We start from the raw sequence: 22,187 nt of genomic DNA on the forward strand, positions 1-22,187 counted from the left end.
TGTTGCAAACATCTTCTGCATCAGTAAACTGCCGAGCATTCAATATGGAGTGTTTGCTCTATTTTGTGTGAGCGCCATTGTGATCCCGTGAATGGCACAAGATAACAATAATATTTTTCGAGAATAATGATGCAAAAACGTCTTCTGACTTTGGCTGTGACTGCGGCCCTATTAAGTACAACGACTCAAGTCCATGCCGCAGGTTTTCAACTTGCCGAATACTCAGCAACTGGCCTAGGCCGTGCCTTCGCCGGTGAAGCTGCGATGGCGGATAATGCTTCGGCACAAGCGCGCAACCCTGCGATGCTGACCTATTTAGAAGGTCGCCAGTTATCTGCTGGTGGTATCTATGTGATGCCAAATGTGGATGTAAAAGGTGATGTGAGCCTAAGCTCGCCTCTGCTTGGTCCTAATCCAATCGTGATGAACGGTGATGCTATCGACGTAGCCGATGACGCTTTGGTACCTAACTTCTATTATTCCAATCAGTTAAATGACCAATGGACTTGGGGTCTAGCGGTAAACTCTAACTATGGTCTCGCCACTGAATTGCCAGCGACCCATGCTGCGGCCATTTTTGGTAACAAGACATCAGTAACGACCGTTGAGTTTAATCCAAACATTGCGTACCGCATCAATGATGCAGTCAGTGTTGGTGGTGGTGTGCGTATCGTTTATGGTGAAGGTGAAATCGGTGCTTCGTTACCGGGCTGGGTGGATAAAATTAAACCCGGTTTACCTCCACAAGTAGCTGGTATGCTGCCTCCTGGTGGCACTGAACTCAAAAGCATGAAGGGTGATGACATTGGTTACGGTTGGCAACTCGGTGCTAGCTGGCAAATTAACCCTGCCCATCGTTTAGGTTTTGCTTACCACAGTGGTGTGCAGCTTGATTTAGACGGTCATGCTTCTGGTGTGATTTACGATGGTGGTCAAAATCTGTCAATCGAAGGTTATTTACCACTTGAGTTGCCTGCGTTTGCAGAGCTGTCGTCTTATCACCAATTGACAGACAACTGGGCAATGCACGCCAGTGTTAACTGGACGGATTGGAGTGTATTCGATCAGTTAGTGGCTTATTTTCCTGGTGAAGTTAAGCCAAAGGGTGGTCTAGAATCTGATCTAGTAAAAGAAGAACACTTTGAAGATAACTGGCGTTTTGCTTTAGGTACGACTTACCAAGTGAGCAATGATTGGTTAGTTCGAGCCGGTGTTGCCTTAGATAAAACCGCCGCAAATGATGAGTGGCGCACGACAACTATCCCTGACTCTGACCGTTTGTGGTTCTCTGTGGGGGCAGGTTATCGAGCGACTAAGAATCTCAATATTGATTTGGCGATCACTTATATCCGTGCAATGGGTGATGCTCCTATTAATGAGCAGCAAAACCTGCTCAACTTAGCAACAGTGAACTTTAACGGCGAAGCGAGCGGTGATGTTTGGTTAGCAGGCATTCAAATGAGTTATAAGATGTAATGCCTAAATAATTAAAAAGCCCTGAATTCTCAGGGCTTTTTTGTCTCTAAGCGTAGGGCTACTCACTATCTTTTGGGCCATGTGTTCGATGGATCCCTAAACTTCCGAGTACGTATTTTTCGTAAATAGGCTCGCTGGTGCCATTGCGGACTTTGTAGAGAAAGTATTTCTCAAAGGCAATTTTGGCCACATGCACCCATTTACCCATGGACGTCCAGTTAGCATTACGGGGTGGATTTTGCGGCAGAGCCACAAAAGCGGCGCCTTTATCTCCCATGTCAGCTAAACAAATGGCGTTGAGTGTTGGGTGGGTTTGTGGTGGCTCTCCTTTTAGGTTGGCAAGGATGTTATCCACAATTGCTGTCGTCATCGATTCAATCATAAAACCTGTTTTGGGTACGCCAATCGGTACGGGGGTTTTTTCCAGTGGTGGCAGCGCGACACAAACTCCAGCGGCATAGATTTCTGGGTAACGTGGTGATCGTTGGAAGGAGTCGGTGAGAACAAAGCCTTTCTCGTTACATAGCTCAGGTACCGATGCAATGGCTGCACTGCCCTTGAAGGGCGGTAAAAACATCGCCAAGGAGAAGGGTAAGATATGTTGGAATTCTACTTCGCCCTTTCGATCCAATTCGTCAACATAAGCCATACCTGATTCAAAGTGGGTTGTTTTAGCATTGCAAATCCACTTGATGCTACGTTCTCTAAATTCATGTTCCATAAGTGACTTAGAGTCCCCAACGCCACCGAGCCCCATATGACCCACATAGGGCTCACTGGTCACAAAGGTAATAGGGATATGCTGACGAACTTTATGTTTACGTAATAAGCTTTCTAGGGATAACACATACTCATAGGCTGGACCAAAACAACTTGCCCCTTGCAATGCGCCTACTACCACTGGGCCGGGTTTTGCGAGCAGTTGTTGAAAGCATTCATAGGCTTTTTCGGCGTGATCAATGGTACAAATAGATTGAGTAAACCCTTCAGGGCCCGAACCTGGGACGTTTTCAAAGGCGAGTTTAGGGCCTGTGCAGATGACTAAATAGTCGTAATTATTTGTTGTACCATCCCCTAAGGTGAGCTTTTTGTTGAGTGGGTCTATATGGGTAACACCTTCACCGGAATAACTAATCTTACGTTTAGCTAAGTAGGTTCCAATTGGAAGACTGATGTCTTCGCGCTTACGTTCACCGAGTGCTACCCAAGGATTTGAGGGAACAAATTGGAAGTCAGCCCCTTCACTGATCACACCTATTTCACAATCGGAAGGCAGTCGCTGTTTGAGTTCAAATGCTGCCGATACGCCACCTAGTCCCGCCCCAATTACAATGACTCTTTTCATTATCTACTCCTCCGAATGGATATTGTTAACAAAGAACCTGCCTTGGTCTTTGTATAATCTAAATTTTATCAATTAGATTTTTCTAATTATATAAAGCGTAGAAGGTATTTGTTTATTTGCAAAGCGAGTTGGGCGCATTGATGCTTTAGGGGCATTTTGGCTGCAATTAAGCGGGCGTATGCACTTGTGCTGTCCTTATTCTAGATAAACGGATAATAGTGCTGCCCTAGCAAACAGTATGTCATCGGACACGCTACACACCTGAGTATCTTCTTAATGATTTATTTGATTTTATTCACTGTTTCGGCCGATGCTGGTCAAAGACAGCCATTAAGAATATATTCACCCCAAGGGAATTTTGTGGCGATAATGTTGACCATAAAATCTCAATGGCGTTGATTTGGCTTGAAGAAAGGAAAGAGTGTGCAGAAAAAATATGTAGTGGCGTTAGATCAAGGCACAACCAGCTCAAGAGCGATTGTGTTTGACCACGATGCCAATATTGTCAGTGTTTCACAGCGGGAGTTTACTCAGCTTTATCCTAATCCCGGCTGGGTTGAACACGATCCAATGGAGATTTGGGCAAGCCAAAGTTCAGTGCTTATTGAGTCGTTGGCTCGAGCGGGGATTCACAGCGATGAAGTGGCGGCGATTGGTATTACCAATCAGCGGGAAACCACCGTTGTTTGGGAAAAGGCCACAGGCAAACCGGTTTACAATGCCATTGTGTGGCAGTGTCGCCGCAGCGCTGAGATCTGTGAGCAACTGAAAGCGCACGGCTTAGAAGATTATGTGCGTGAGAATACCGGCCTTTTACTCGATCCTTATTTTTCAGGCACTAAGATCAAATGGATCTTAGATAATGTGCCGGATGCACGTGCGAAGGCCAAACGAGGTGAACTGTTATTCGGCACTGTGGATACTTGGTTGCTGTGGAAACTCACCGAAGGCAAAGTCCATGTGACCGATCCCACCAATGCAGCCCGTACGTTGCTGTTTAATATCCACAGCCTGAGTTGGGATAGCAAGCTGCTGGAGGCGCTCGATATTCCTGCCGCCATGTTGCCTGAAGTAAAACCTTCTTGCAGTGTCTATGGCACAACCCGTATTGCCGGTGAGGGCAGCGAAATTCCACTCGCGGGGATCGCGGGCGACCAACAGGCAGCGCTCTTTGGCCAGCTTTGTGTCGAGCCGGGAATGGCTAAAAATACTTATGGCACTGGCTGCTTTTTATTAATGAACACAGGCAATAAAGCCGTGCGCTCATCCCATGGGTTATTAACCACAGTGGCGGTAGGCGCTCAAGGTGAAGTGAACTACGCCCTAGAAGGCTCAGTGTTTATGGGCGGCGCGACAATTCAATGGTTAAGGGATGAGCTGGGGCTTATTCGCGATGCCAGCGATACCGAATATTTTGCCTCTAAAGTCGCGGATACCAATGGGGTGTATTTAGTGCCTGCTTTTGTTGGGCTCGGTGCTCCCTATTGGGATCCTAATGCCCGTGGCGCACTGTTTGGGTTAACGCGCGGCGCTAACCGTAATCATATTATCCGTGCTGCATTAGAGTCGATTGCCTACCAGAGTAAGGATTTACTCGATGCCATGATTAAAGACAGTGGCGTCAGCCTAAAGCGTTTGAAAGTGGATGGTGGCGCGGTCGCAAATGACTTTTTAATGCAATTTCAAGCAGATATTACCGATGTTGAAGTGTTACGGCCGAGTGTTTGCGAAACGACCGCTTTGGGTGCGGCATTCTTAGCTGGGCTGGCCGTTGGATTTTGGCACTCGGTAACTGAGCTGGAGCATAAGGCCTGTATCGATAAACACTTCAAACCGAATATTGATGCGAGTAAAAGGGAGCGGTTATACGCTGGTTGGCAAGATGCGGTGGCAAGAACGCGTTCTTAGTTTCGTTTAGGCTTGAAACACATAAGGCGCACCCTGAGGTTGCGCCTGCGAGAATATATTTATTTAACGGCCAGCACGTTAAACTTCGATATCGATAATATGTTTGTTAGCTGGCTGCGCTGTGTCAGCGGTATCGTCAGTGACTTCAAGTACTTTTCCTTCTTTTAAATCTTGTTTGTCCGCTGCGCGGCGTTTTTTATTGCGACTGGCATTATCCTGTTTACGTCTTTCCCTGACTTTCGCATCTAGGGTGGGTGGCAATTGCGACTGCGGCGTTTCATGGCTATCGGGCGCATTGGCGGTGGCACTGCTCACCTGATCAACGATCCGCTTTGGGGTTAATACGGGTTTTACTGGCTGAGCCAGCATAGCGTAAAGACTGTCCAATCCACTCATAGCGCCTCCTTGGTTTATGACCACTTAATCCTTTATCGGCAGGGGCTGCTCAATATTTAGACTATACGCCGATTGAAGCTTATGCGCGATACTCTACTGGCACTCTGACTTTGGCCAATATCTGTGTTGCGCCTTAGTGACGAGTGCAAGTTTGCTAGAGCTGGCCTTGTGTTGGCAGCTTAGGCGAATGCCCTGTTCAAGCTCTGCTGTGGTGAGTTTATCCAGATCATAATCATTGGGACTGGGCGCCTGCTCGACAAACCTGAGTTTACACAGGCCGCAGCGTCCGCCACCGCCACATTGGGTTCTTAGCCTTTCACTCCCTCGATTAATGCTTTCTAAATAAGTGCCATTGAGCTCGGTAAATTCGGCAAGAGGTTGATTGTCCTGAGTATAAAGCGCCAGTTTTCCTGTTGCGGCCTTACGTCTAAAGAAAGGGAGTGATAACTGACTTTGATGGAATTTATGCCCAAGGATGTAAATCCCCGAAAGACCGAATAACAGCGCGGCAATGCTGACGAGTTGTACCAATACGTGGTTAAAACCAATGCCATTATCGGGAGCATAATCCATAAAATGCAGCATAAACAGCAGATCTTTAAGATCCGATTGGCGATTTTGGTGGGCCAGAACCGCACCCGAAACTGTATCGATATAAATCCGGGTGCCAACTTCGTCCGCGGCTGTCAGCATAGCAACTGGGCCACTGGCGTCGAATGGCGTTTCGTGGGTGAGGATTTGCGGTGCGCTGAGTTCACTAGGGCCTGAGTAACTTTCCTTAGCGATAGCCTGTATTTCTGCATCGCTCAAAGATAATGGCTCAAGGGAATCAGCCCAAAACCAGCGGTTTTGCTGAGTTGTTGTAAGGGCATACACTGCGCGGCTAAGTACTGAAGTCAACTTAAGCTCGATAATGCCTTCTGCTTGGTATTGTTGCAGTAGTTTTGCTGTAGGAGCGAGAGGCGAATTGAAGCTCTGAGCTTTAGCGGCGATACGATATTGATTAGCATCCAGAAACTGCTCGTCAATTAGGTTAAAGGCCAGTCCTGTTACGATCCAAATCAACAGTTGTAGGCCAACAATAAGTGATAGCCATTTGTGTAGAGTTTGCATCACTAAACTGATATGGCGTTTACTCTCAGCATTCCGTTTGTTTGAGAAGCTCATTTTGGCTCCTCTTGGGAGTTAGTATTGCGAAAACTGATATAGCTCAACGCGATACCAAAGAGTGCGGTCAATAGGGCGAGTGTACTCATTACCGTGAGTAACGGGTTCTGCACATTCTCCCGAGTCTTGTAGTCCATAATGTGCAGCATCCACATTATATCGAACAGCCGCCAGTAATTATGTCGAGCGCTGACCAATTGTCCTGTGACCGCGGAGATATAGAGTGTCGAGTTCATTGCATCGTCCAACTCCAACTGCCATACAGGTAATGCGCGGAGGGAGATTTCATTCGGTGCTGTTTGCTGGTGGAGTGTTGAATGGATGATCTTAGCCTTGCCCGTATATAGTTGCTGAGCGGTGTCGAGTGCTTGTTGTTGATTTAAGAGGGGTAATAATTCTCCCGTCACAGTGCTAAAACGCTGTAATTTCCCCGCTATTTTGGCGCTATAAAAGAGTGTGCTTTGGTGAGCATATAAATTGATTTCTGTTGCATCTGGGTGAGTTTTGATGAAATCCGTCAAGCTATAAGCGGGAGCTTCTACATGGAAAATTGCGGCATTGTTCTTGTTTGCCAAAGGTTTGCCACGGATAAACTCGATATCCATCCATACCATATAAGCACCTGTTGCAACCCATATCAACAATTGAAAGGCGGCGAGGAGTGCAAACCATTTGTGGTAGGTGCGGATCTGAGTTGCGGTCATAGGCGATTTATTTTGAGTTAATCCCATGGGAGTTTTGATCTTCCTCGCAATCGTGAAATAAAAATACTCACCTAATTGCAGAATAAATCTACAACCAAAAATAAAATTTCAGCTATTTATGCTGAAATTTTACACTTTACGGGATCACAAAAAGGTTAATTTTAGGTTTGTTTTGTTACGCGTTGTGAGTCTAGCGTGATTTACCTATGAGGAAAATCCCACATTTACCGAAATTTTGTGGCAGAAATTTCATTGCAACTGCCTGAAAGCAAAAGGCTGCTGTTTTTTTGTCCGCTTTTTATTTCTATGGTTTCCATCGTTTAGCTGATTTTAAGCTGCTCATTTTGTCAAAACATTGTCGCTAAGTTATGGGGTCAACATGCTGCTAACCCGCTTGCCGACTGGCTTTATAAAAGGATCCCATCCCTTGACAATGCTTGTCGACTATCCCTAAACTTAGCATTTGTGGGAAATAGTGGATATTTGTGGATCAAAAAGCAAAGGATAGGATGAATTAGCGTGTTTCGTGGAGCCAGTGCTATCAACTTAGATACAAAGGGACGGATCGCTATTCCAGTGCGATACCGCGAACCTTTGCAACTAGAGCACCAGAGCCGCATCGTCATCACAGTCGATATTCAATCTGCGTGTTTGCTCCTTTATCCCCTCCACGAATGGGAGTTGATTGAAGCTAAGTTGCTCAAGCTTTCGGATACAGATAAAACCCAACGATCCCTTAAGCGCATGTTGCTGGGCTATGCCCATGAGGTGGAGCTCGATAGCAACGGACGCATATTACTGCCACCACCGCTAAGGCAGTATGCCAATTTGGATAAGCGCATCATGCTGGTGGGACAGTTAAACAAATTTGAGCTGTGGGATGAGCAAGCTTGGCTGCAGCAAATTGATGAGTGTCAGGAAACGATTCGAAGCGAGGAGCTTGCTAACAACGAGCGTCTGGCGGATTTTTCACTCTAACGAGTCGCATAATTAAATAAGAAGAAATTAATGAGTCAAGAATTTGCCCATTTATCCGTTTTGCTCGAAGAAACGGTTGGCGGTTTAAACATTAAAGACGATGGCATCTATATTGATGGCACGTTTGGCCGCGGTGGTCATTCAAGACAAGTATTGCAAAGACTGGGTGAAAACGGACGCCTGATTGCGATCGACCGCGATCCTCAGGCTATTGAAGCTGCTAAACAATTTGCCGATGATCCCCGTTTTCAAATCGTACACGGTGGCTTTGGTCAGTTAGCCGATTACGTCGAAGAGCTTGGTCTGGTTGGCAAGATTGATGGTGTGTTACTCGACTTAGGCGTGTCCTCACCGCAGCTCGATGATGCGGAACGTGGTTTTAGCTTTTTGCGTGATGGTCCACTCGACATGCGCATGGACAATAGCCAAGGTGAAACCGCTGCCCAGTGGTTAGCCCGTGCTGAAATTGAAGATATGGCATGGGTATTCAAAACCTATGGCGAAGAGAAAAATGCTCGTCATATTGCCCGTTGCATTGCTGCCGACCGCGATAAAACCCCGTTTTTACGTACCAAAGATTTAGCCGATTTAATTGCGCGGATCACCAAAAACAAAGAGCGTAATAAACATCCTGCCACCCGCGTGTTTCAGGCAATACGTATCTATATCAATAGTGAGTTAGATCAAATTGATCAAGCACTTGAAGGTGCATTAACCGTGCTTGCTCCGCAGGGCCGTTTATCGATTATCAGCTTTCACTCCTTAGAAGACCGCATAGTGAAGCGATTTATCCGCCGCCACAGTCAAGGTGAGAGTGTGCCTCATGGTTTACCCATCACTGAAGATCAGATTAATAAGTCGCGTAAACTACGCGCCATTGGCAAGGCGATTATGCCATCCGATGAGGAAATTGAACGCAATGCAAGAGCCCGTAGTTCGGTATTACGCATTGCCGAGCGACTAGATTACTAGAGGGCAAGTAAATGAGTAAGCCCTCATTGAGTCTACCACAGGTTGTATTACACGACCTTTGGCAACACAAATGGATTTTGTTACTTGCCCTGCTCGTGCTCAGTAATGCAGTGGCTGTGGTGTATACCAGCCATGTGAGTCGTAAACTCACTACTGAATGGGATCTGCTATTGCAGGAGCGTGACAGGTTAGATATCGAGTGGCGCAATTTATTATTGGAAGAGCAATCCCAAACGGAGCATAGCCGAATTACGCGGATTGCATCGAAGGATCTCAACATGAGTCGCCCATTACCCAGCGAAGAAGTTGTGGTAAAGGTGCCGTGAACATAGGGAAGATATGATTAGGCAAGCAAAAACCAAACAGGCAAGCAAAAAGCAAAAGCCACAACTGATCCATTGGCGGTTATACGTCGTGGTTGGTTTTGTATTTGCGATGTTTTCAAGCCTGGTGGGTCGTGCTGCTTATATCCAAATTATTGAGCCTGATAAGCTTCGCCATGAGAGCGATATGCGTACGTTACGTACTACCAGTCGTGAGGTACAGCGTGGCTTAATTACTGATCGCAATGGGGATATGCTGGCGGTGAGTGTGCCAGTGCGTGCAGTGTGGGCAGATCCAAAGCAAGTTAACGATAGCAATGGCTTTACAGATATGCGCCGTTGGCAAGCACTGGCTGACGTGTTACACGAACCCGTTGAAGACGTACTCGATAAAGTCCGTAGCAATCCAACCAAACGTTTTACCTACCTTAAGCGTCAAGTGACTCCTGCAGTGGCGGACTACATCACTCAGCTTAAATTGCCTGGGGTATTTTTAAAGTCTGAGTCTCGCCGTTACTATCCCGGTGGAGAGATAACTGCTCAGCTTATTGGTATCACTAATATCGATGATGTTGGTATTGAAGGCGTTGAAAATGCCTATAACAGTTGGCTTACTGGTACGCCATCCAAACAAAAAGTACGTAAGTCACGTGATGGTCATGTGGTTGAGCGCCTCGATATCGTCCAAGAAGGCGAAAGCCCAAATGATCTTGTCCTGAGTATCGACCATAGGATCCAGCAGCTTGCCTATCGAGAGTTAAAGCGCACCACAGAGATGAACCAAGCGACATCAGGGTCGATTGTGGTACTCGATATCCACACGGGTGAAGTGTTAGCGATGGCGAATACGCCCTCCTTCAACCCTAATTCCCGTGATAATTTTCAAACCTTCAGAATGCGTAACCGCGCGATGACGGACACCTTCGAGCCCGGCTCGACCATTAAACCCTTTGTGGTTGCGGCGGCGTTAGAAGCGGGCACCGTTAAATCCACCGATGTGATCCCAACCTCTCCAGGTTGGATGCGTTTAGGTGGACGCCAAGTGCGTGATGCATCTAACTACGGTGATATGACGCTAGCGCGTATTTTGGCCAAATCCAGTAACGTGGGCATTAGTAAATTAGCCCTGTCGATTCCTGTACAGCAGTTACTCGGCACTTATCAATCCATGGGATTAGGTAGTTTTTCAGGGATTAACTTAACGGGAGAAAGCGCAGGCCTTATCCAAGATCGTCACCGTTGGTCTGACTTTGAGCGTGCCACGTTATCCTTTGGTTACGGCTTAACCGCGACGACGCTGCAATTAGCGCGGATGTACGCGACTTTAGGCAATGGCGGCACTTTATATCCAGTATCGATTTTAAAACTTAAAAAGCCGCCCGAAGGTGAACGGGTGATTTCAGAAGAAGTGGCTAGAGACGTGCTGCAAATGATGGTGGGTGTCACCGAAAAAGGTGGTACAGGTACGCTTGCGCATATCGATGGTTATCCCGTCGCAGGTAAGTCGGGCACCAGCCGTAAGGCGGTAGCCGGTGGTTATGGTGATGATTATGTTGCGTTATTTGCAGGCGTTGCGCCGGTGAATAATCCCAAACTCGCTATCGTCGTTGTGGTCAATGAACCTAAGGGCGATCTCTATTATGGTGGTTCAGTGGCAGGGCCTGCTTTCGCTAAGGTGATGTCAGGCGCACTGCAAATGTTAAATGTTGAACCCATTTCCGATAAAGAACAGGTGCAATTGGCCGGTCTAGCCGGGAGAACTGAATAATGTTATTAAGGGATCTACTCGCCCCTTGGTTCCCCTACGCGGGTGAACAAACCTTCCAAGATTTGACTCTAGATAGCCGCGCAATACGTCGCGGCGATGTGTTTTTAGCTCTGCCTGGACACAAGGTCGATGGTCGTCAGTTTATCGATAAGGCCTTAGCTCAAGGTGCGGCTGCGGTGTTAGTGCATACGGATAACCCGCAAGAGCAGGGCAAAGTAATTGCAATGCCCGCTGAGCAAGGGGTACAGATTTACTTCTATGAGTTAGCGAAGCATGTTTCAGCGGTGGCTGCGGTGCGTTACCCCGTTATCCAAGGTCAATCTATGGCTGTTGTGGGTATTACAGGGACTAATGGCAAAACTTCGACAAGCCAATTGTGCGCGCAATTAGTGACGCTGCTTGAGGGTAAAGCGGCGGTGATGGGCACGCTCGGCAATGGCCTGTGGGGCGAGTTAGTCGATAGCGGCAATACCACTGCCGATGCCATTACCTTAATGCGCCAACTGCATGAATTTGCAGATAAAGGTGTAAATACCTGTGCGATGGAAGTCTCGAGCCATGGTTTAGTCCAAGGGCGAGTCGATGCCGTGCCCTTCGATGTGGCGGTATTTACTAACTTAACCCGTGATCACTTGGATTACCACGGCGATATGGAAAACTATGCCGCGGCCAAGCAAATGCTGTTTCGTTTCAACGCCCTGCGTCACGGCTTAGTCAATCTTGATGATCCCGTGGGTGCCGCATGGTTATCCGAGCTGGCAAACGTTCCTGCGAAGATGTGGGGCTTTAGCATTGAAGCGCATACCGAGGCGGCGTTTTACACTAAGAATGCCCAATTTAACGATCAAGGCGTGCAGGCGACATTAGTCTGGCCCGAGGGTGAAATTGATATTCGTTCGCCGTTATTAGGCGCTTTTAACCTCTCGAATTTACTCGCTGCACTATCAGCCCTGTATTTACAGGGAATGGATATGCGTGCATTAGCTGCCAAAGTGCCTTACTTAGTGCCCGTTGCTGGCCGTATGGAACGTTTTACCACCGCGGACAACATCACCTTAGTCGTCGATTATGCCCACACCCCCGATGCGATTGAACAGGCACTTAATGCCCTGCGTCGTCACTGTGCAGGGGAGCTTTGGTGCGTGTTTGGCTGTGGTGGCGACCGAGATAAGGGTAAGCGGCCATTAATGGGACGTGCGGCGGAGCAATTTGCCGATCGCATTATGGTGACTAGCGATAATGCCCGCAGCGAAGATCCTAACCAAATTATTACCGATATTATCCAAGGGCTAACTGACCCAGAGCGAGCGCTGACCGAGGTTGACCGTGTGGCTGCGATTAAGCAAGTCGTGGCACAGGCTAAACCTGGAGATGTGATTTTGCTTGCGGGCAAAGGCCATGAAACTTACCAAGAGGCGGCAGGTGTGCGTCATGATTATGATGAACGCGCCCTGGCACGTCAGTTATCGGAGCAACGCTAATGATCCCAATTTCCCTCGGGGCACTGAGCCAATACTTAGGTGCGCATCGAGTCGGTGACGATGTCACCATCCAAGCATTAAGCAGCGATAGCCGCAAAATCGGTCCTGCGACCCTTTTCGTCGCCTTAAAGGGTGAGCGGTTTGATGGCCATGATTTTGCGGCCACGGCAATTGAAAATGGCGCCATTGCATTACTGGTTGAACGTGAATTGGCCTTTGATATTCCGCAGCTAATTGTTGCCGATTGCCAAAAGGCCATGGGCGCGATTGGCGCCTATGTTCGCGACCAAGTGAATCCTATTTGTGTGGCATTAACTGGCTCTAACGGCAAAACCAGCGTTAAAGAGATGATTGCCACTATTTTGTCGGCTAAGCATCAAGTACTTTACACCGCCGGTAATTTTAATAATGAAATCGGCGTACCTTTAACCCTACTGCGCTTAACCCCCGAAGATAAGTATGGGGTATTTGAGTTAGGGGCTAACCATAAAGGCGAGATTGATTACACCTCTGCTTTGGTCCGTCCGCATGTGGCGTTAGTCAATAACGTCGGCAGTGCCCACTTAGAAGGCTTTGGTTCACAGGCTGGCGTTGCCCAGGCGAAATCGGAAATTTATAACCATCTACAACAAGGCGGCACTGCGATTATTAATGCCGACGACGCCTTTGCTGATGTGATGCGTGTTAAAGCCAAGCATTATAAGCAATTGAGCTTCTCCCAGCAGGAAGGCGCGGCGAAACGCCAAATCGATGTGATTGCCACTGGCCATAAAGCCAATAGCGATGGTTGTTACCGCTTTATTCTTAATTATGCGGGTGAGTCCTGCGAAGTGACCTTACCTTTAGCGGGACGTCATCAAGTCAGCAACGCCTTAGCTGCTGCAAGTGTTTGTATCGCATTAGGATTAACTCTAAAAGAGATCGCCGAAGGCTTAAGCAAACTGATCCCTGTGAAGGGACGTATGCAGCCGACTCAATTAGGCCGAGTCCGTTTAATCGATGATAGCTATAACGCTAACCCTGTATCCGTGGGGGCGGCTATCGCTTGGTTAAAGGAAATTTCTGAAAATCGTTGTTTGGTACTGGGAGATTTGGGCGAATTAGGCGACAATGCGCCCCTTTTACACGCTGAACTGGGACAACTGGCAAAGCAACAGGGGATCGATGCCCTGTTCTGTACTGGCACCTTGACTCAGCATACTAGCCAAGCTTTCGGGGCGGAGCACCATGACAGCGTGGCGACGTTAGTAGAAAAACTCATAAAACACATCAACCAGTTGCCGGGACAGGTGACGGTTTTAGTTAAAGGTTCACGAAGTGCCGCAATGGAGCGGGTCGTGGATGGCCTAACAGTAGCCTTCGGGCGTGGGGAGTTAGTGTAGATGCTGGTGTATCTGGCCGAGTATTTAACCCGTTTTCACACTGGGTTTAACGTATTTTCCTATGTGACGTTTCGAGCCATTTTGGGCTTGTTAACCGCATTAGTATTTAGTTTATGGTGGGGTCCTAAACTTATTGAGCGTTTGCAGTTAATGCAAATTGGTCAAGTGGTGCGTAATGATGGGCCTGAGTCGCATTTCAGTAAGCGCGGAACGCCGACTATGGGTGGTTTACTGATCCTTGCGGCCATCTTTATCAGTGTGCTGTTATGGGGCGATCTTGGTAGCCGTTATGTGTGGGTGATGCTGTTTGTTTTAGGCAGCTTCGGCATGATTGGCTTTATTGATGATTACCGCAAAGTGGTACGTAAAGATACTAAGGGATTAATTGCGCGCTGGAAGTATATTCTGCAATCCTTAGCGGCGTTGATCATTGCTTTCTTCCTCTACACCACAGCGTCTAACCCGGGTGAAACCCAATTAGTCGTACCTTTCTTTAAGGACGTGATGCCACAGCTTGGCGCTGTGTTTATCGTATTGGCCTACTTTACTATCGTGGGTTCAAGCAACGCAGTGAACTTAACCGACGGTCTCGATGGTTTGGCGATTATGCCAACGGTAATGGTCGCAGCCGCATTTGCCTTGATTGCTTATCTGTCTGGCCATGCACAGTTTGCTAATTACCTGCATATTCCGCATTTACCTGGCTCTGGTGAGCTGGTGATCGTTTGCACCGCGATTGTGGGTGCAGGCTTAGGCTTTTTGTGGTTTAACACTTATCCAGCACAGGTCTTTATGGGCGATGTGGGCTCTCTTTCTTTAGGGGCTGCATTAGGTGCGATTGCGGTATTAGTTCGCCAAGAAATCCTGTTAGTGATCATGGGCGGGGTGTTTGTCATGGAAACCGTGTCAGTGATATTGCAGGTCGGTTCTTACAAATTACGCGGTCAACGGATATTCCGCATGGCGCCTATCCATCACCACTACGAGTTAAAAGGTTGGCCTGAACCACGCGTGATTGTCCGCTTTTGGATTATCTCTATTTTCTTAGTGTTGCTCGGCTTAGCCACGTTGAAGTTAAGGTAATCATTCATGCAAAGTCATTATTCACACATAGTATTAGGTTTGGGTGCCACAGGGCTCTCGGTAGTGCGCTATTTGTGTGGAAAAGGCATTACGCCGTTGGTGATGGATAGCCGTCGCCAGCCTCCCGGTGCCGAAACGCTGGCAAGCTCATTCCCTGAGGTGCAATTAATTGCTGGCGGATTTGATTGCCGTTATCTAGTGCAGGCGACGCAAATCATTATCAGCCCTGGGATTGCGATTGATACTCCCGAAGTGCGCGCTGCTCTGGATATGGGGATTGAAGTCATTGGTGATATTGAGTTATTTGCCCGTGAAATTGCTGACCGTAAACCATGCGTGATTGGGATTACGGGCTCAAATGGCAAAACGACAGTGACCACCTTAGTGGGCGAAATGCTGCGAGAAGCAGGCATTGCTGTTGCTGTGGGAGGCAATATTGGTACTCCGGCGCTGGATTTGCTGCAAGAGAATGCGGATATTTTTGTGCTTGAGTTATCGAGTTTCCAGCTGGAAACCACCCATAGCTTGAATTGTGTGGCCTCAACCTGTTTAAACGTGACGGAAGATCATATGGACAGGTACAGCGATATGGATGCCTATCGGAAGGCCAAACTACGTTTGTATCATCAAAGTCGTTCCATCATTTTTAACCGTGATGATGCGCTGACTATCCCAACTGAACCCATGAACCAAAACAGCTTTGGTTTAGCGCCGCCCGAGGGTGATGAGTGGGGCATTTGTGACAGCAAAATTTATCACGGCCACAGTGAAATCATGCCAATCACCGAAGTGTCGCTGATTGGTAGCCATAACCATGCCAACTTACTTGCTGCGATGGCGCTGGTTTATGCCGTGGGTGTGGATAAGCAAGTGATGGCCAAAGTGGCTCGCACCTTTACTGGCCTTTCTCACCGTTGCGAAGTGGTAGGGGTCAAAGGTGGTGTGACCTATGTGAATGACTCTAAAGCAACCAATGTCGGCGCTACTGTTGCGGCCCTTGATGGTTTAAGCGATCACCTCGGCGACATTATTTTGATTGCTGGCGGCGATGGTAAAGGTGCGGATTTCAGTCCACTGGCCGAGCCGTTAACAAAAGTGACTCACCTCATTACCTTAGGTAGAGATGGTAATAAGATTGCCGCGCTGAAAGAAGGCGCTATTAAGGTTGATTCAATGGCTGCCGCTGTTGCTAAGGCCGCTCAATTAGCGACTTCGGGTGATATTGTGTTGTTGTCGCCCGCCTGTGCAAGTCTGGATATGTACAGCAACTTTATGGCCCGTGGTGATGATTTTAGAAGCCAAGTGGAGCAACTCGATGGCGAGTGATGCAAGACAGCTCAGCCTGTTTGGGCGAGTGCTGAATGCACTGCCTAACTGGCAACGAGATACCGAAGTCCCGGGCGCGCAATTGTACGATCGGGCTTTGCTCACTGCTGTTTTGTCTTTGATTGGCTTTGGTTTTGTAATGGTGATGTCGGCCTCTATGCCCGAGGCACAAACACTGACGGGTAACCCATTCCATTTTATGACTCGCCATGTGGGTTATCTGTTGGGATGTTTAGTGATTGCCGCATTTGTGCTGAGGGTTGAAATGCAAACTTGGCAGCGGATGAGCCCTATCATGCTGCTGGTTGTATTTTTGATGTTACTGGCGGTGTTGGTTGTGGGTACCACAGTCAACGGTGCGACCCGTTGGTTATCAATCGGTCCAATCCGTATTCAAGTGGCCGAGGTCGCTAAGTTTGCGTTTTCTGTGTACATGGCGGGCTATCTGGTGCGCCGTCATCAGGAAGTGCGTGAAAATGCTAAGGGCTTCTATAAGCCGATTGCGGTATTTGCGATTTACGCGATTTTGATTTTGATGCAGCCCGACTTAGGCACTGTGGTGGTGTTGTTTGTCGGCACTGTTGGACTGTTGTTTCTCGCGGGTGCTCGGTTGCTGGACTTTTTCGCGCTGATCTTTGCTGGCATTTTAGCTTTCGTCGCGCTGGTACTGCTCGAGCCTTATCGTATGCGCCGGGTGACATCGTTTTTAGACCCTTGGCAAGATCCGTTTGGTAGTGGCTACCAGTTAACTCAATCGCTGATGGCCTACGGCCGAGGTGATTGGTTCGGCCAGGGCCTTGGCAACAGTATTCAAAAGTTGGAGTACCTCCCCGAGGCACACACCGACTTTATCTTTGCCGTGATTGGTGAAGAGTTAGGGTTTATCGGCATTATCGCGGTGCTATCCGTGTTGCTGTTTGTGGCATTAAGGGCCATTCGTCTGGGCAATTTATGCCTGGTGATGGACAAAGCCTTCGAAGGTTATCTGGCCTATGCCATTGGGATTTGGATCTGTTTTCAGACCGTCGTTAATGTGGGCGCAAGCATTGGTATGTTACCTACTAAAGGGTTAACACTGCCCTTTGTGAGTTACGGTGGCAGTAGTTTATGGGTCATGACGGCGGCCGCAATGACATTGCTACGCATCGATTATGAGCGGCGCATGAGTTTAGTTCAGGCCGTGCAAGGGAGATTGAAGTAATGACCGACGCGGGTAAACGTATTTTAGTCATGGCAGGCGGCACGGGTGGACATGTGTTCCCGGCGCTCGCAGTGGCAAAATATTTAGCGCAGCAAGGTTGGCAAGTGCGTTGGTTGGGCACCGCCGACCGCATGGAGGCGCGTTTAGTGCCTCAGTATGGCTTCGACATCGATTTTATCGACATCAAGGGCGTGCGTGGCAATGGCTTAGTGCGTAAATTGGCGGCGCCTTTTAAAGTGGTGCGCTCGATTCTGCAAGCCAAGGCAGTGATTGCCGAATTTAAACCCGATGTGGTGCTAGGGATGGGCGGTTTTGCCAGTGGCCCGGGTGGTGTAGCCGCGAAATTAGCGGGCGTGCCCTTAGTGTTGCATGAGCAAAATGCCATTCCGGGAATGACTAATAAATTACTCTCGCGGATCGCTAGCCAAGTATTATGCGCCTTTAAAAATACCTTCACTCAGGTTAAGGCAAAGGTGGTGGGTAACCCCATCCGTCGCGAGTTAATTGCCTTAGGTGCCGAGCCTAAGCAAGCCGCGGATGATGCCTTAAAAGTCTTGGTGGTAGGCGGCAGCTTAGGCGCCAAAGTCTTTAACGACTTAATGCCTGAAGTCGTGGCTGCGCTCAGTAAACAGCAGTCGATTACGGTTTGGCATCAAGTGGGTAAGGATAATCTGGCAGGAGTGAAGTCGGCTTATCAACAGCAAGGACAAGAGGGCGGCGTTAACGTTGCCGAATTTATTGATGACATGGAAGCCGCCTATCGCTGGGCAGATGTGGTATTGTGCCGCGCTGGCGCGCTGACGGTATCCGAGTTAGCGGCGGTGGGACTTCCGAGTATTCTGGTGCCTTATCCCCATGCTGTGGATGATCATCAGACCCGTAACGCCCAAGTATTGGTTGAGGCTGGCGCCGCTTTCCTATTGCCGCAGGCCATCTTGGACGTGAATAAGCTGGTGAGTAAATTACAGTTACTCGCCAATGACAGAGCAGAATTAGCCCAAATGGGCCAAAGAGCGAGAGATGTTGCCGTGTTGGATGCGACCGAGCAGGTGGCCCAAGTGTGTATCGCTCTCGCCGAGAAAGGATAGGTATGACTAAGACAGAAAGATACTTACAGCTAAGAAGTATGATCCCAGAAATGCGCCGGATTAAGCGTATTCATTTCGTCGGTATTGGCGGCGCGGGCATGGGCGGGATCGCTGAAGTATTAGTAAACGAAGGTTATGTCGTTAGTGGTTCTGATATCGCGCAAAACGCCGTGACGGACAGACTCTGCCTGCTGGGCGCGAAAATCCATATCGGCCATGGTGCCGATAACGTGCAGCAAGCCGATGTGGTGGTGGTCTCGACCGCGATTAATCCTGAGAATCCAGAGATTATTGCGGCGAAGGAATTGCGTATTCCTATCGTGCGCCGCGCTGAGATGTTGGCTGAGTTGATGCGTTATCGCCATGGTGTAGCGATTGCAGGAACTCACGGTAAAACCACGACCACCAGTTTGATTGCCAGTTTGTATGGTCAAGCGGGGCGCGATCCAACTTTTGTTATCGGTGGTTTACTTAACAGCGCTGGCACCAATGCCCGCTTAGGGACAAGCCGTTACCTGATAGCCGAAGCAGACGAAAGTGATGCGAGCTTCCTGCATCTGCAACCTATGGTCAGCGTAGTGACGAATATCGAAGCCGATCATATGGATACCTACGGTGGTGATTTTGAAAAGCTCAAATCGACCTTCGTCGACTTTTTGCATAACCTGCCATTCTATGGCGTGGCTGTCGTTTGTATCGATGATCCAGTCGTACGTGAGATTATGCCGCGTATAGGTCGTCATATGATCACCTATGGCTTCAGTGACGATGCCGACGTGCAGGCGCTGAATTTCCATCAGCAGGGTCACCAATGCCGCTTTACCGTCAGACGTAAAGGCAAAGAAGATTTAGACCTGCTGCTTAATCTGCCGGGTCAGCACAATGTATTAAATGCACTGGCAGCGATTGCCGTGGCGACAGAAGATGAAATTGATGATAGCGCCATCATTCAAGCCTTGGCTGAATTCCAGGGTATTGGTCGTCGTTTCCAACACTTAGGCAAGTTCGCGACGCCAAAGGGCGAAGTGATGTTAGTGGATGATTATGGTCACCACCCCAGCGAAGTGGCGGCGACCATTAAAGCGGCGCGTGCAGGCTGGCCTGACAAACGTTTAGTGATGGCTTATCAGCCACACAGATACACTCGTACTCGCGATCTGTACGAAGACTTTATTGAAGTGTTATCTCAGGTAGATTGCTTGCTATTGCTCGATGTGTATAGTGCCGGTGAAGCACCGATCCCCGGTGCCGACGGTCGGGCTCTATGCCGTTCGATTCGTTTGCGTGGGCAGTTAGACCCCATCTTTATTGCTAGCCCAGATCAGTTAGCCGAAGTGCTACCCGATGTGTTGCAGGAAGGGGATTTATTGTTGACCCAAGGTGCAGGTAATATAGGTGCCTTGTCGCGTCAGTTAGCCGCCACTGAATTAGGCTTTAGCACGGCTGTGACAACCGAGGTAAAACCTTGATGAATTGCGTGACAACTTGGATTTAAAGGAAATGTTGATCCGAGGTTTTAGCGCTATATAATGGCCGGTTTTCTGTGGTTTTTAGTAGTGTCGTTGAAGGGTGGAAACAAACGTGTCTTGGAGTGATAAGAGGCGACACTGGCGGGCGAGGATGTCACGGGTTAATTGGTACTTGTGGAGTGGGATTGGTTTTTTATGGTTAGTCATTGGTAGTTTTGTTTTTGGCGGCTACCTGCTACATAAGTTTTTAAATGATGCCAGCACTTTGCCCATTGAAGCGGTCGCCATTAAAGGTGAGCGGACTTACACCACAGATAGGGATATACAAATTGCACTACAGGATTTAATGCAGCGGAGTTTTTTTAGTGCTGACATCACCTTAGTGCAACAGGCATTAGAAGCTTTACCTTGGGTGTATCGTGCGTCAGTGAGACGTGAATGGCCTGCGAAACTCAGGGTGTATTTACAGGAGCAACAACCGGTCGCCCATTGGAATGGCACCGCTTGGCTCAATGTGCATGGTGAAGTGTTTGAAGCGCCATCGCACCCTGAGTTAGAGCATCTGCCTTATTTATCTGGGCCAGATGATATGGGGACCGAAGTGTTAACCGCCTACGCGCAGGTTAACTCGCTACTGAAGATTAATGGCTTTACCTTAGCCAATTTGAGTTTAACACCACGTCATGCGTGGCACGCGACACTAGGTAACGGTATTGTTTTAGACCTAGGTCGAGAAGATAAAATGGCAAGGATACAAAGGTTTATCACTGTTTACCCATTATTGGCGAAACAAGATAAACCGATTGCCAGAGTGGATTTGCGCTACGACACAGGGTTGGCCGTAGGCTGGGGCGATGCACAAACAAGAGAGCCGATAATTAATGACCAAAAACCAAGATAGAAATCTGATCGTCGGATTGGACATAGGAACCTCTAAAGTCGCAGTGATCATAGGCGAAGTTCTGCCCGATGGCGAAATCAGCATAGTCGGCCTTGGTAACCACCCTTCAAGGGGCATGGATAAAGGTGGCGTTAACGATTTAGACTCCATCGTGCGCAGTGTGCAACGCGCGCTCGATCAAGCGGAATTAATGGCAGACTGCCAAGTATCATCGGTTTACCTAAGCATTTCCGGTAAACATATCGCCTGCCAAAACGAAAATGGCATGGTGTCGATTAACGATGAAGAAGTGACACAGGAAGACGTCGACAACGTGATCCACACTGCGCGCTCGGTGAAGATCCCGACCGAACGTCGTATTCTGCATGTGTTACCGCAGGAATACGCGATTGACGTACAAGACGGCATTCGCAGCCCTATCGGCATGTCAGGCATGCGGATGGAAGCCAAGGTACACATAGTGACCTGCGCCAATGATATGGCGAAGAACATCACTAAGAGTGTTGAGCGCTGTGGTTTGAAGGTCGATGACTTAGTGTTCTCCGGCATTGCGTCGGCGGATGCGGTATTAACCTTTGATGAAAAAGACTTAGGTGTGTGTATCGTCGATATCGGCGGTGGCACGACGGACATCGCCGTGTATACCAATGGTGCGCTACGTCATTGCGCGGTTGTGCCCGTTGCGGGTAACCAAGTGACCAACGATATCGCGAAGATTTTCCGCACGCCGTCGTCACATGCCGAACAAATTAAAGTGCAGTTCGCCTGTGCACGCAGCTCCATGGTGAGCCGCGAAGACAGTATCGAAGTGCCTTCGGTGGGTGGTCGCCCATCGCGTAGCATGTCGCGCCATACTTTGGCCGAAGTGGTTGAGCCGAGATATCAAGAGCTATTTGAGTTAGTGCTCAAGGAGCTGAAAGACAGTGGTTTAGAAGACCAAATCGCCGCAGGTATCGTGCTAACAGGTGGTACGGCGTCGATTCAAGGCGTGGTGGACATTGCGGAGGCAACCTTTGGTATGCCTGTTCGCGTCGCCTCACCATTGCCAGTTAAAGGGTTATACGAATACGTGGATCAGTCTATTTACTCCACTGGGGTTGGATTGCTTCACTACGGTGCAAGACGGGTGCTTGAGCGTCAATTCGAGCGTCCTGAGCGTCAAGGGGTTACCAGTGCTTGGAATCGGGTCCAAAGCTGGTTTAAGGGTGAATTTTAATAA

At 48.6% G+C, this 22,187-nt stretch carries 19 protein-coding genes; 15 read left to right on the forward strand and 4 right to left on the reverse strand.

The window, feature by feature from the left end; all coding sequences use genetic code 11:
- Positions 1-129: 129 nt before the first annotated feature.
- The gene (locus tag MMG82_RS10205) at positions 130-1,476 is read left to right on the forward strand and encodes an outer membrane protein transport protein (protein ID WP_047540122.1); all 1,347 of its coding nucleotides are present in this window, start codon (positions 130-132) and stop codon (positions 1,474-1,476) included.
- A gap of 58 nt (positions 1,477-1,534) precedes the next feature.
- Here the strand turns inward: MMG82_RS10205 and MMG82_RS10210 are convergent, their stop codons facing one another.
- On the reverse strand, positions 1,535-2,821 hold the full coding sequence (locus MMG82_RS10210) for an FAD-dependent oxidoreductase (RefSeq protein ID WP_047534498.1): 1,287 nt from the start codon (positions 2,819-2,821) through the stop codon (positions 1,535-1,537).
- Positions 2,822-3,244: 423 nt separating this feature from the next.
- Between MMG82_RS10210 and glpK the strand changes: the two genes are divergently transcribed.
- Entirely contained in the window at positions 3,245-4,729 is a 1,485-nt protein-coding gene (gene glpK / locus MMG82_RS10215; RefSeq protein ID WP_037428871.1) for a glycerol kinase GlpK, read from the forward strand.
- A gap of 78 nt (positions 4,730-4,807) precedes the next feature.
- On the opposite strand, the gene MMG82_RS10220 is transcribed toward glpK, so the two are convergent.
- The 3 genes from MMG82_RS10220 to MMG82_RS10230 form a co-directional block, all read right to left on the reverse strand.
- Complete coding sequence (locus MMG82_RS10220) at positions 4,808-5,125, reverse strand: hypothetical protein (protein ID WP_037422850.1); 318 nt, start codon at positions 5,123-5,125, stop codon at positions 4,808-4,810.
- A gap of 93 nt (positions 5,126-5,218) precedes the next feature.
- Positions 5,219-6,292, reverse strand: coding sequence for a PepSY domain-containing protein (locus tag MMG82_RS10225; protein WP_172590937.1), 1,074 nt, complete (start codon positions 6,290-6,292; stop codon positions 5,219-5,221).
- Positions 6,289-7,023: a peptidase gene (locus tag MMG82_RS10230; RefSeq protein ID WP_231570469.1), complete on the reverse strand. Its 735-nt coding sequence runs from the start codon at positions 7,021-7,023 to the stop codon at positions 6,289-6,291. Before MMG82_RS10230 ends, MMG82_RS10225 begins: the two co-directional genes overlap by 4 nt.
- A gap of 492 nt (positions 7,024-7,515) precedes the next feature.
- Between MMG82_RS10230 and mraZ the strand changes: the two genes are divergently transcribed.
- From mraZ to ftsA, 13 genes are all read left to right on the forward strand, one after another.
- Positions 7,516-7,974, forward strand: coding sequence for a division/cell wall cluster transcriptional repressor MraZ (gene mraZ, locus MMG82_RS10235; protein WP_037422844.1), 459 nt, complete (start codon positions 7,516-7,518; stop codon positions 7,972-7,974).
- 30 nt (positions 7,975-8,004) lie between these two features.
- Positions 8,005-8,946, forward strand: a complete 942-nt coding sequence (gene rsmH / locus MMG82_RS10240) for a 16S rRNA (cytosine(1402)-N(4))-methyltransferase RsmH (protein WP_011624305.1) — start codon at positions 8,005-8,007, stop codon at positions 8,944-8,946.
- 11 nt (positions 8,947-8,957) lie between these two features.
- Positions 8,958-9,272, forward strand: a complete 315-nt coding sequence (gene ftsL, locus MMG82_RS10245; RefSeq protein WP_037422840.1) for a cell division protein FtsL — start codon at positions 8,958-8,960, stop codon at positions 9,270-9,272.
- 13 nt (positions 9,273-9,285) lie between these two features.
- A complete protein-coding gene (locus MMG82_RS10250; protein ID WP_037422838.1) occupies positions 9,286-11,037 on the forward strand; it encodes a penicillin-binding transpeptidase domain-containing protein in 1,752 nt (583 codons plus the stop codon).
- A complete protein-coding gene (gene murE, locus MMG82_RS10255; RefSeq protein WP_172590939.1) occupies positions 11,034-12,518 on the forward strand; it encodes a UDP-N-acetylmuramoyl-L-alanyl-D-glutamate--2,6-diaminopimelate ligase in 1,485 nt (494 codons plus the stop codon). The genes MMG82_RS10250 and murE overlap by 4 nt, the downstream gene beginning before the upstream one ends.
- A complete protein-coding gene (murF, locus tag MMG82_RS10260; RefSeq protein WP_047534511.1) occupies positions 12,518-13,900 on the forward strand; it encodes a UDP-N-acetylmuramoyl-tripeptide--D-alanyl-D-alanine ligase in 1,383 nt (460 codons plus the stop codon). Before murE ends, murF begins: the two co-directional genes overlap by 1 nt.
- The gene (gene mraY, locus MMG82_RS10265) at positions 13,901-14,983 is read left to right on the forward strand and encodes a phospho-N-acetylmuramoyl-pentapeptide-transferase (RefSeq protein WP_037422832.1); all 1,083 of its coding nucleotides are present in this window, start codon (positions 13,901-13,903) and stop codon (positions 14,981-14,983) included.
- A gap of 6 nt (positions 14,984-14,989) precedes the next feature.
- Entirely contained in the window at positions 14,990-16,309 is a 1,320-nt protein-coding gene (gene murD, locus MMG82_RS10270; RefSeq protein WP_047536139.1) for a UDP-N-acetylmuramoyl-L-alanine--D-glutamate ligase, read from the forward strand.
- Positions 16,299-17,510 carry a cell division protein FtsW gene (gene ftsW, locus MMG82_RS10275; RefSeq protein WP_037422827.1) on the forward strand — a complete coding sequence of 404 codons (1,212 nt, stop codon included), beginning with the start codon at positions 16,299-16,301 and terminating at the stop codon, positions 17,508-17,510. The genes murD and ftsW overlap by 11 nt, the downstream gene beginning before the upstream one ends.
- A complete protein-coding gene (gene murG / locus MMG82_RS10280; RefSeq protein ID WP_069454149.1) occupies positions 17,510-18,598 on the forward strand; it encodes an undecaprenyldiphospho-muramoylpentapeptide beta-N-acetylglucosaminyltransferase in 1,089 nt (362 codons plus the stop codon). Before ftsW ends, murG begins: the two co-directional genes overlap by 1 nt.
- A 2-nt stretch (positions 18,599-18,600) precedes the next feature.
- A complete protein-coding gene (gene murC / locus MMG82_RS10285; protein ID WP_037422821.1) occupies positions 18,601-20,067 on the forward strand; it encodes a UDP-N-acetylmuramate--L-alanine ligase in 1,467 nt (488 codons plus the stop codon).
- A gap of 151 nt (positions 20,068-20,218) precedes the next feature.
- Positions 20,219-20,968 carry a cell division protein FtsQ/DivIB gene (locus MMG82_RS10290; protein WP_037428855.1) on the forward strand — a complete coding sequence of 250 codons (750 nt, stop codon included), beginning with the start codon at positions 20,219-20,221 and terminating at the stop codon, positions 20,966-20,968.
- The gene (gene ftsA / locus MMG82_RS10295) at positions 20,949-22,184 is read left to right on the forward strand and encodes a cell division protein FtsA (RefSeq protein ID WP_011073897.1); all 1,236 of its coding nucleotides are present in this window, start codon (positions 20,949-20,951) and stop codon (positions 22,182-22,184) included. The genes MMG82_RS10290 and ftsA overlap by 20 nt, the downstream gene beginning before the upstream one ends.
- Positions 22,185-22,187: the final 3 nt, after the last annotated feature.

This window comes from Shewanella sp. MM_2022_3 (assembly GCF_022557375.1).
GTDB classification, from domain to species: domain Bacteria; phylum Pseudomonadota; class Gammaproteobacteria; order Enterobacterales; family Shewanellaceae; genus Shewanella; species Shewanella xiamenensis.

Coding starts and splice junctions, on each gene's coding strand:
- MMG82_RS10205 (WP_047540122.1), top strand. CDS start 130: ATGCAAAAACGTCTTCTGACTTTGGCTGTGACTGCGGCCCTATTAAGT.
- ftsW (WP_037422827.1), top strand. CDS start 16,299: ATGGCGAGTGATGCAAGACAGCTCAGCCTGTTTGGGCGAGTGCTGAAT.
- MMG82_RS10225 (WP_172590937.1), bottom strand. CDS start 6,292: ATGAGCTTCTCAAACAAACGGAATGCTGAGAGTAAACGCCATATCAGT.
- MMG82_RS10230 (WP_231570469.1), bottom strand. CDS start 7,023: ATGGGATTAACTCAAAATAAATCGCCTATGACCGCAACTCAGATCCGC.
- MMG82_RS10220 (WP_037422850.1), bottom strand. CDS start 5,125: ATGAGTGGATTGGACAGTCTTTACGCTATGCTGGCTCAGCCAGTAAAA.
- murC (WP_037422821.1), top strand. CDS start 18,601: ATGACTAAGACAGAAAGATACTTACAGCTAAGAAGTATGATCCCAGAA.
- rsmH (WP_011624305.1), top strand. CDS start 8,005: ATGAGTCAAGAATTTGCCCATTTATCCGTTTTGCTCGAAGAAACGGTT.
- ftsL (WP_037422840.1), top strand. CDS start 8,958: ATGAGTAAGCCCTCATTGAGTCTACCACAGGTTGTATTACACGACCTT.
- MMG82_RS10210 (WP_047534498.1), bottom strand. CDS start 2,821: ATGAAAAGAGTCATTGTAATTGGGGCGGGACTAGGTGGCGTATCGGCA.
- mraY (WP_037422832.1), top strand. CDS start 13,901: ATGCTGGTGTATCTGGCCGAGTATTTAACCCGTTTTCACACTGGGTTT.
- MMG82_RS10290 (WP_037428855.1), top strand. CDS start 20,219: ATGTCACGGGTTAATTGGTACTTGTGGAGTGGGATTGGTTTTTTATGG.
- murD (WP_047536139.1), top strand. CDS start 14,990: ATGCAAAGTCATTATTCACACATAGTATTAGGTTTGGGTGCCACAGGG.
- murG (WP_069454149.1), top strand. CDS start 17,510: ATGACCGACGCGGGTAAACGTATTTTAGTCATGGCAGGCGGCACGGGT.
- MMG82_RS10250 (WP_037422838.1), top strand. CDS start 9,286: ATGATTAGGCAAGCAAAAACCAAACAGGCAAGCAAAAAGCAAAAGCCA.
- ftsA (WP_011073897.1), top strand. CDS start 20,949: ATGACCAAAAACCAAGATAGAAATCTGATCGTCGGATTGGACATAGGA.
- murF (WP_047534511.1), top strand. CDS start 12,518: ATGATCCCAATTTCCCTCGGGGCACTGAGCCAATACTTAGGTGCGCAT.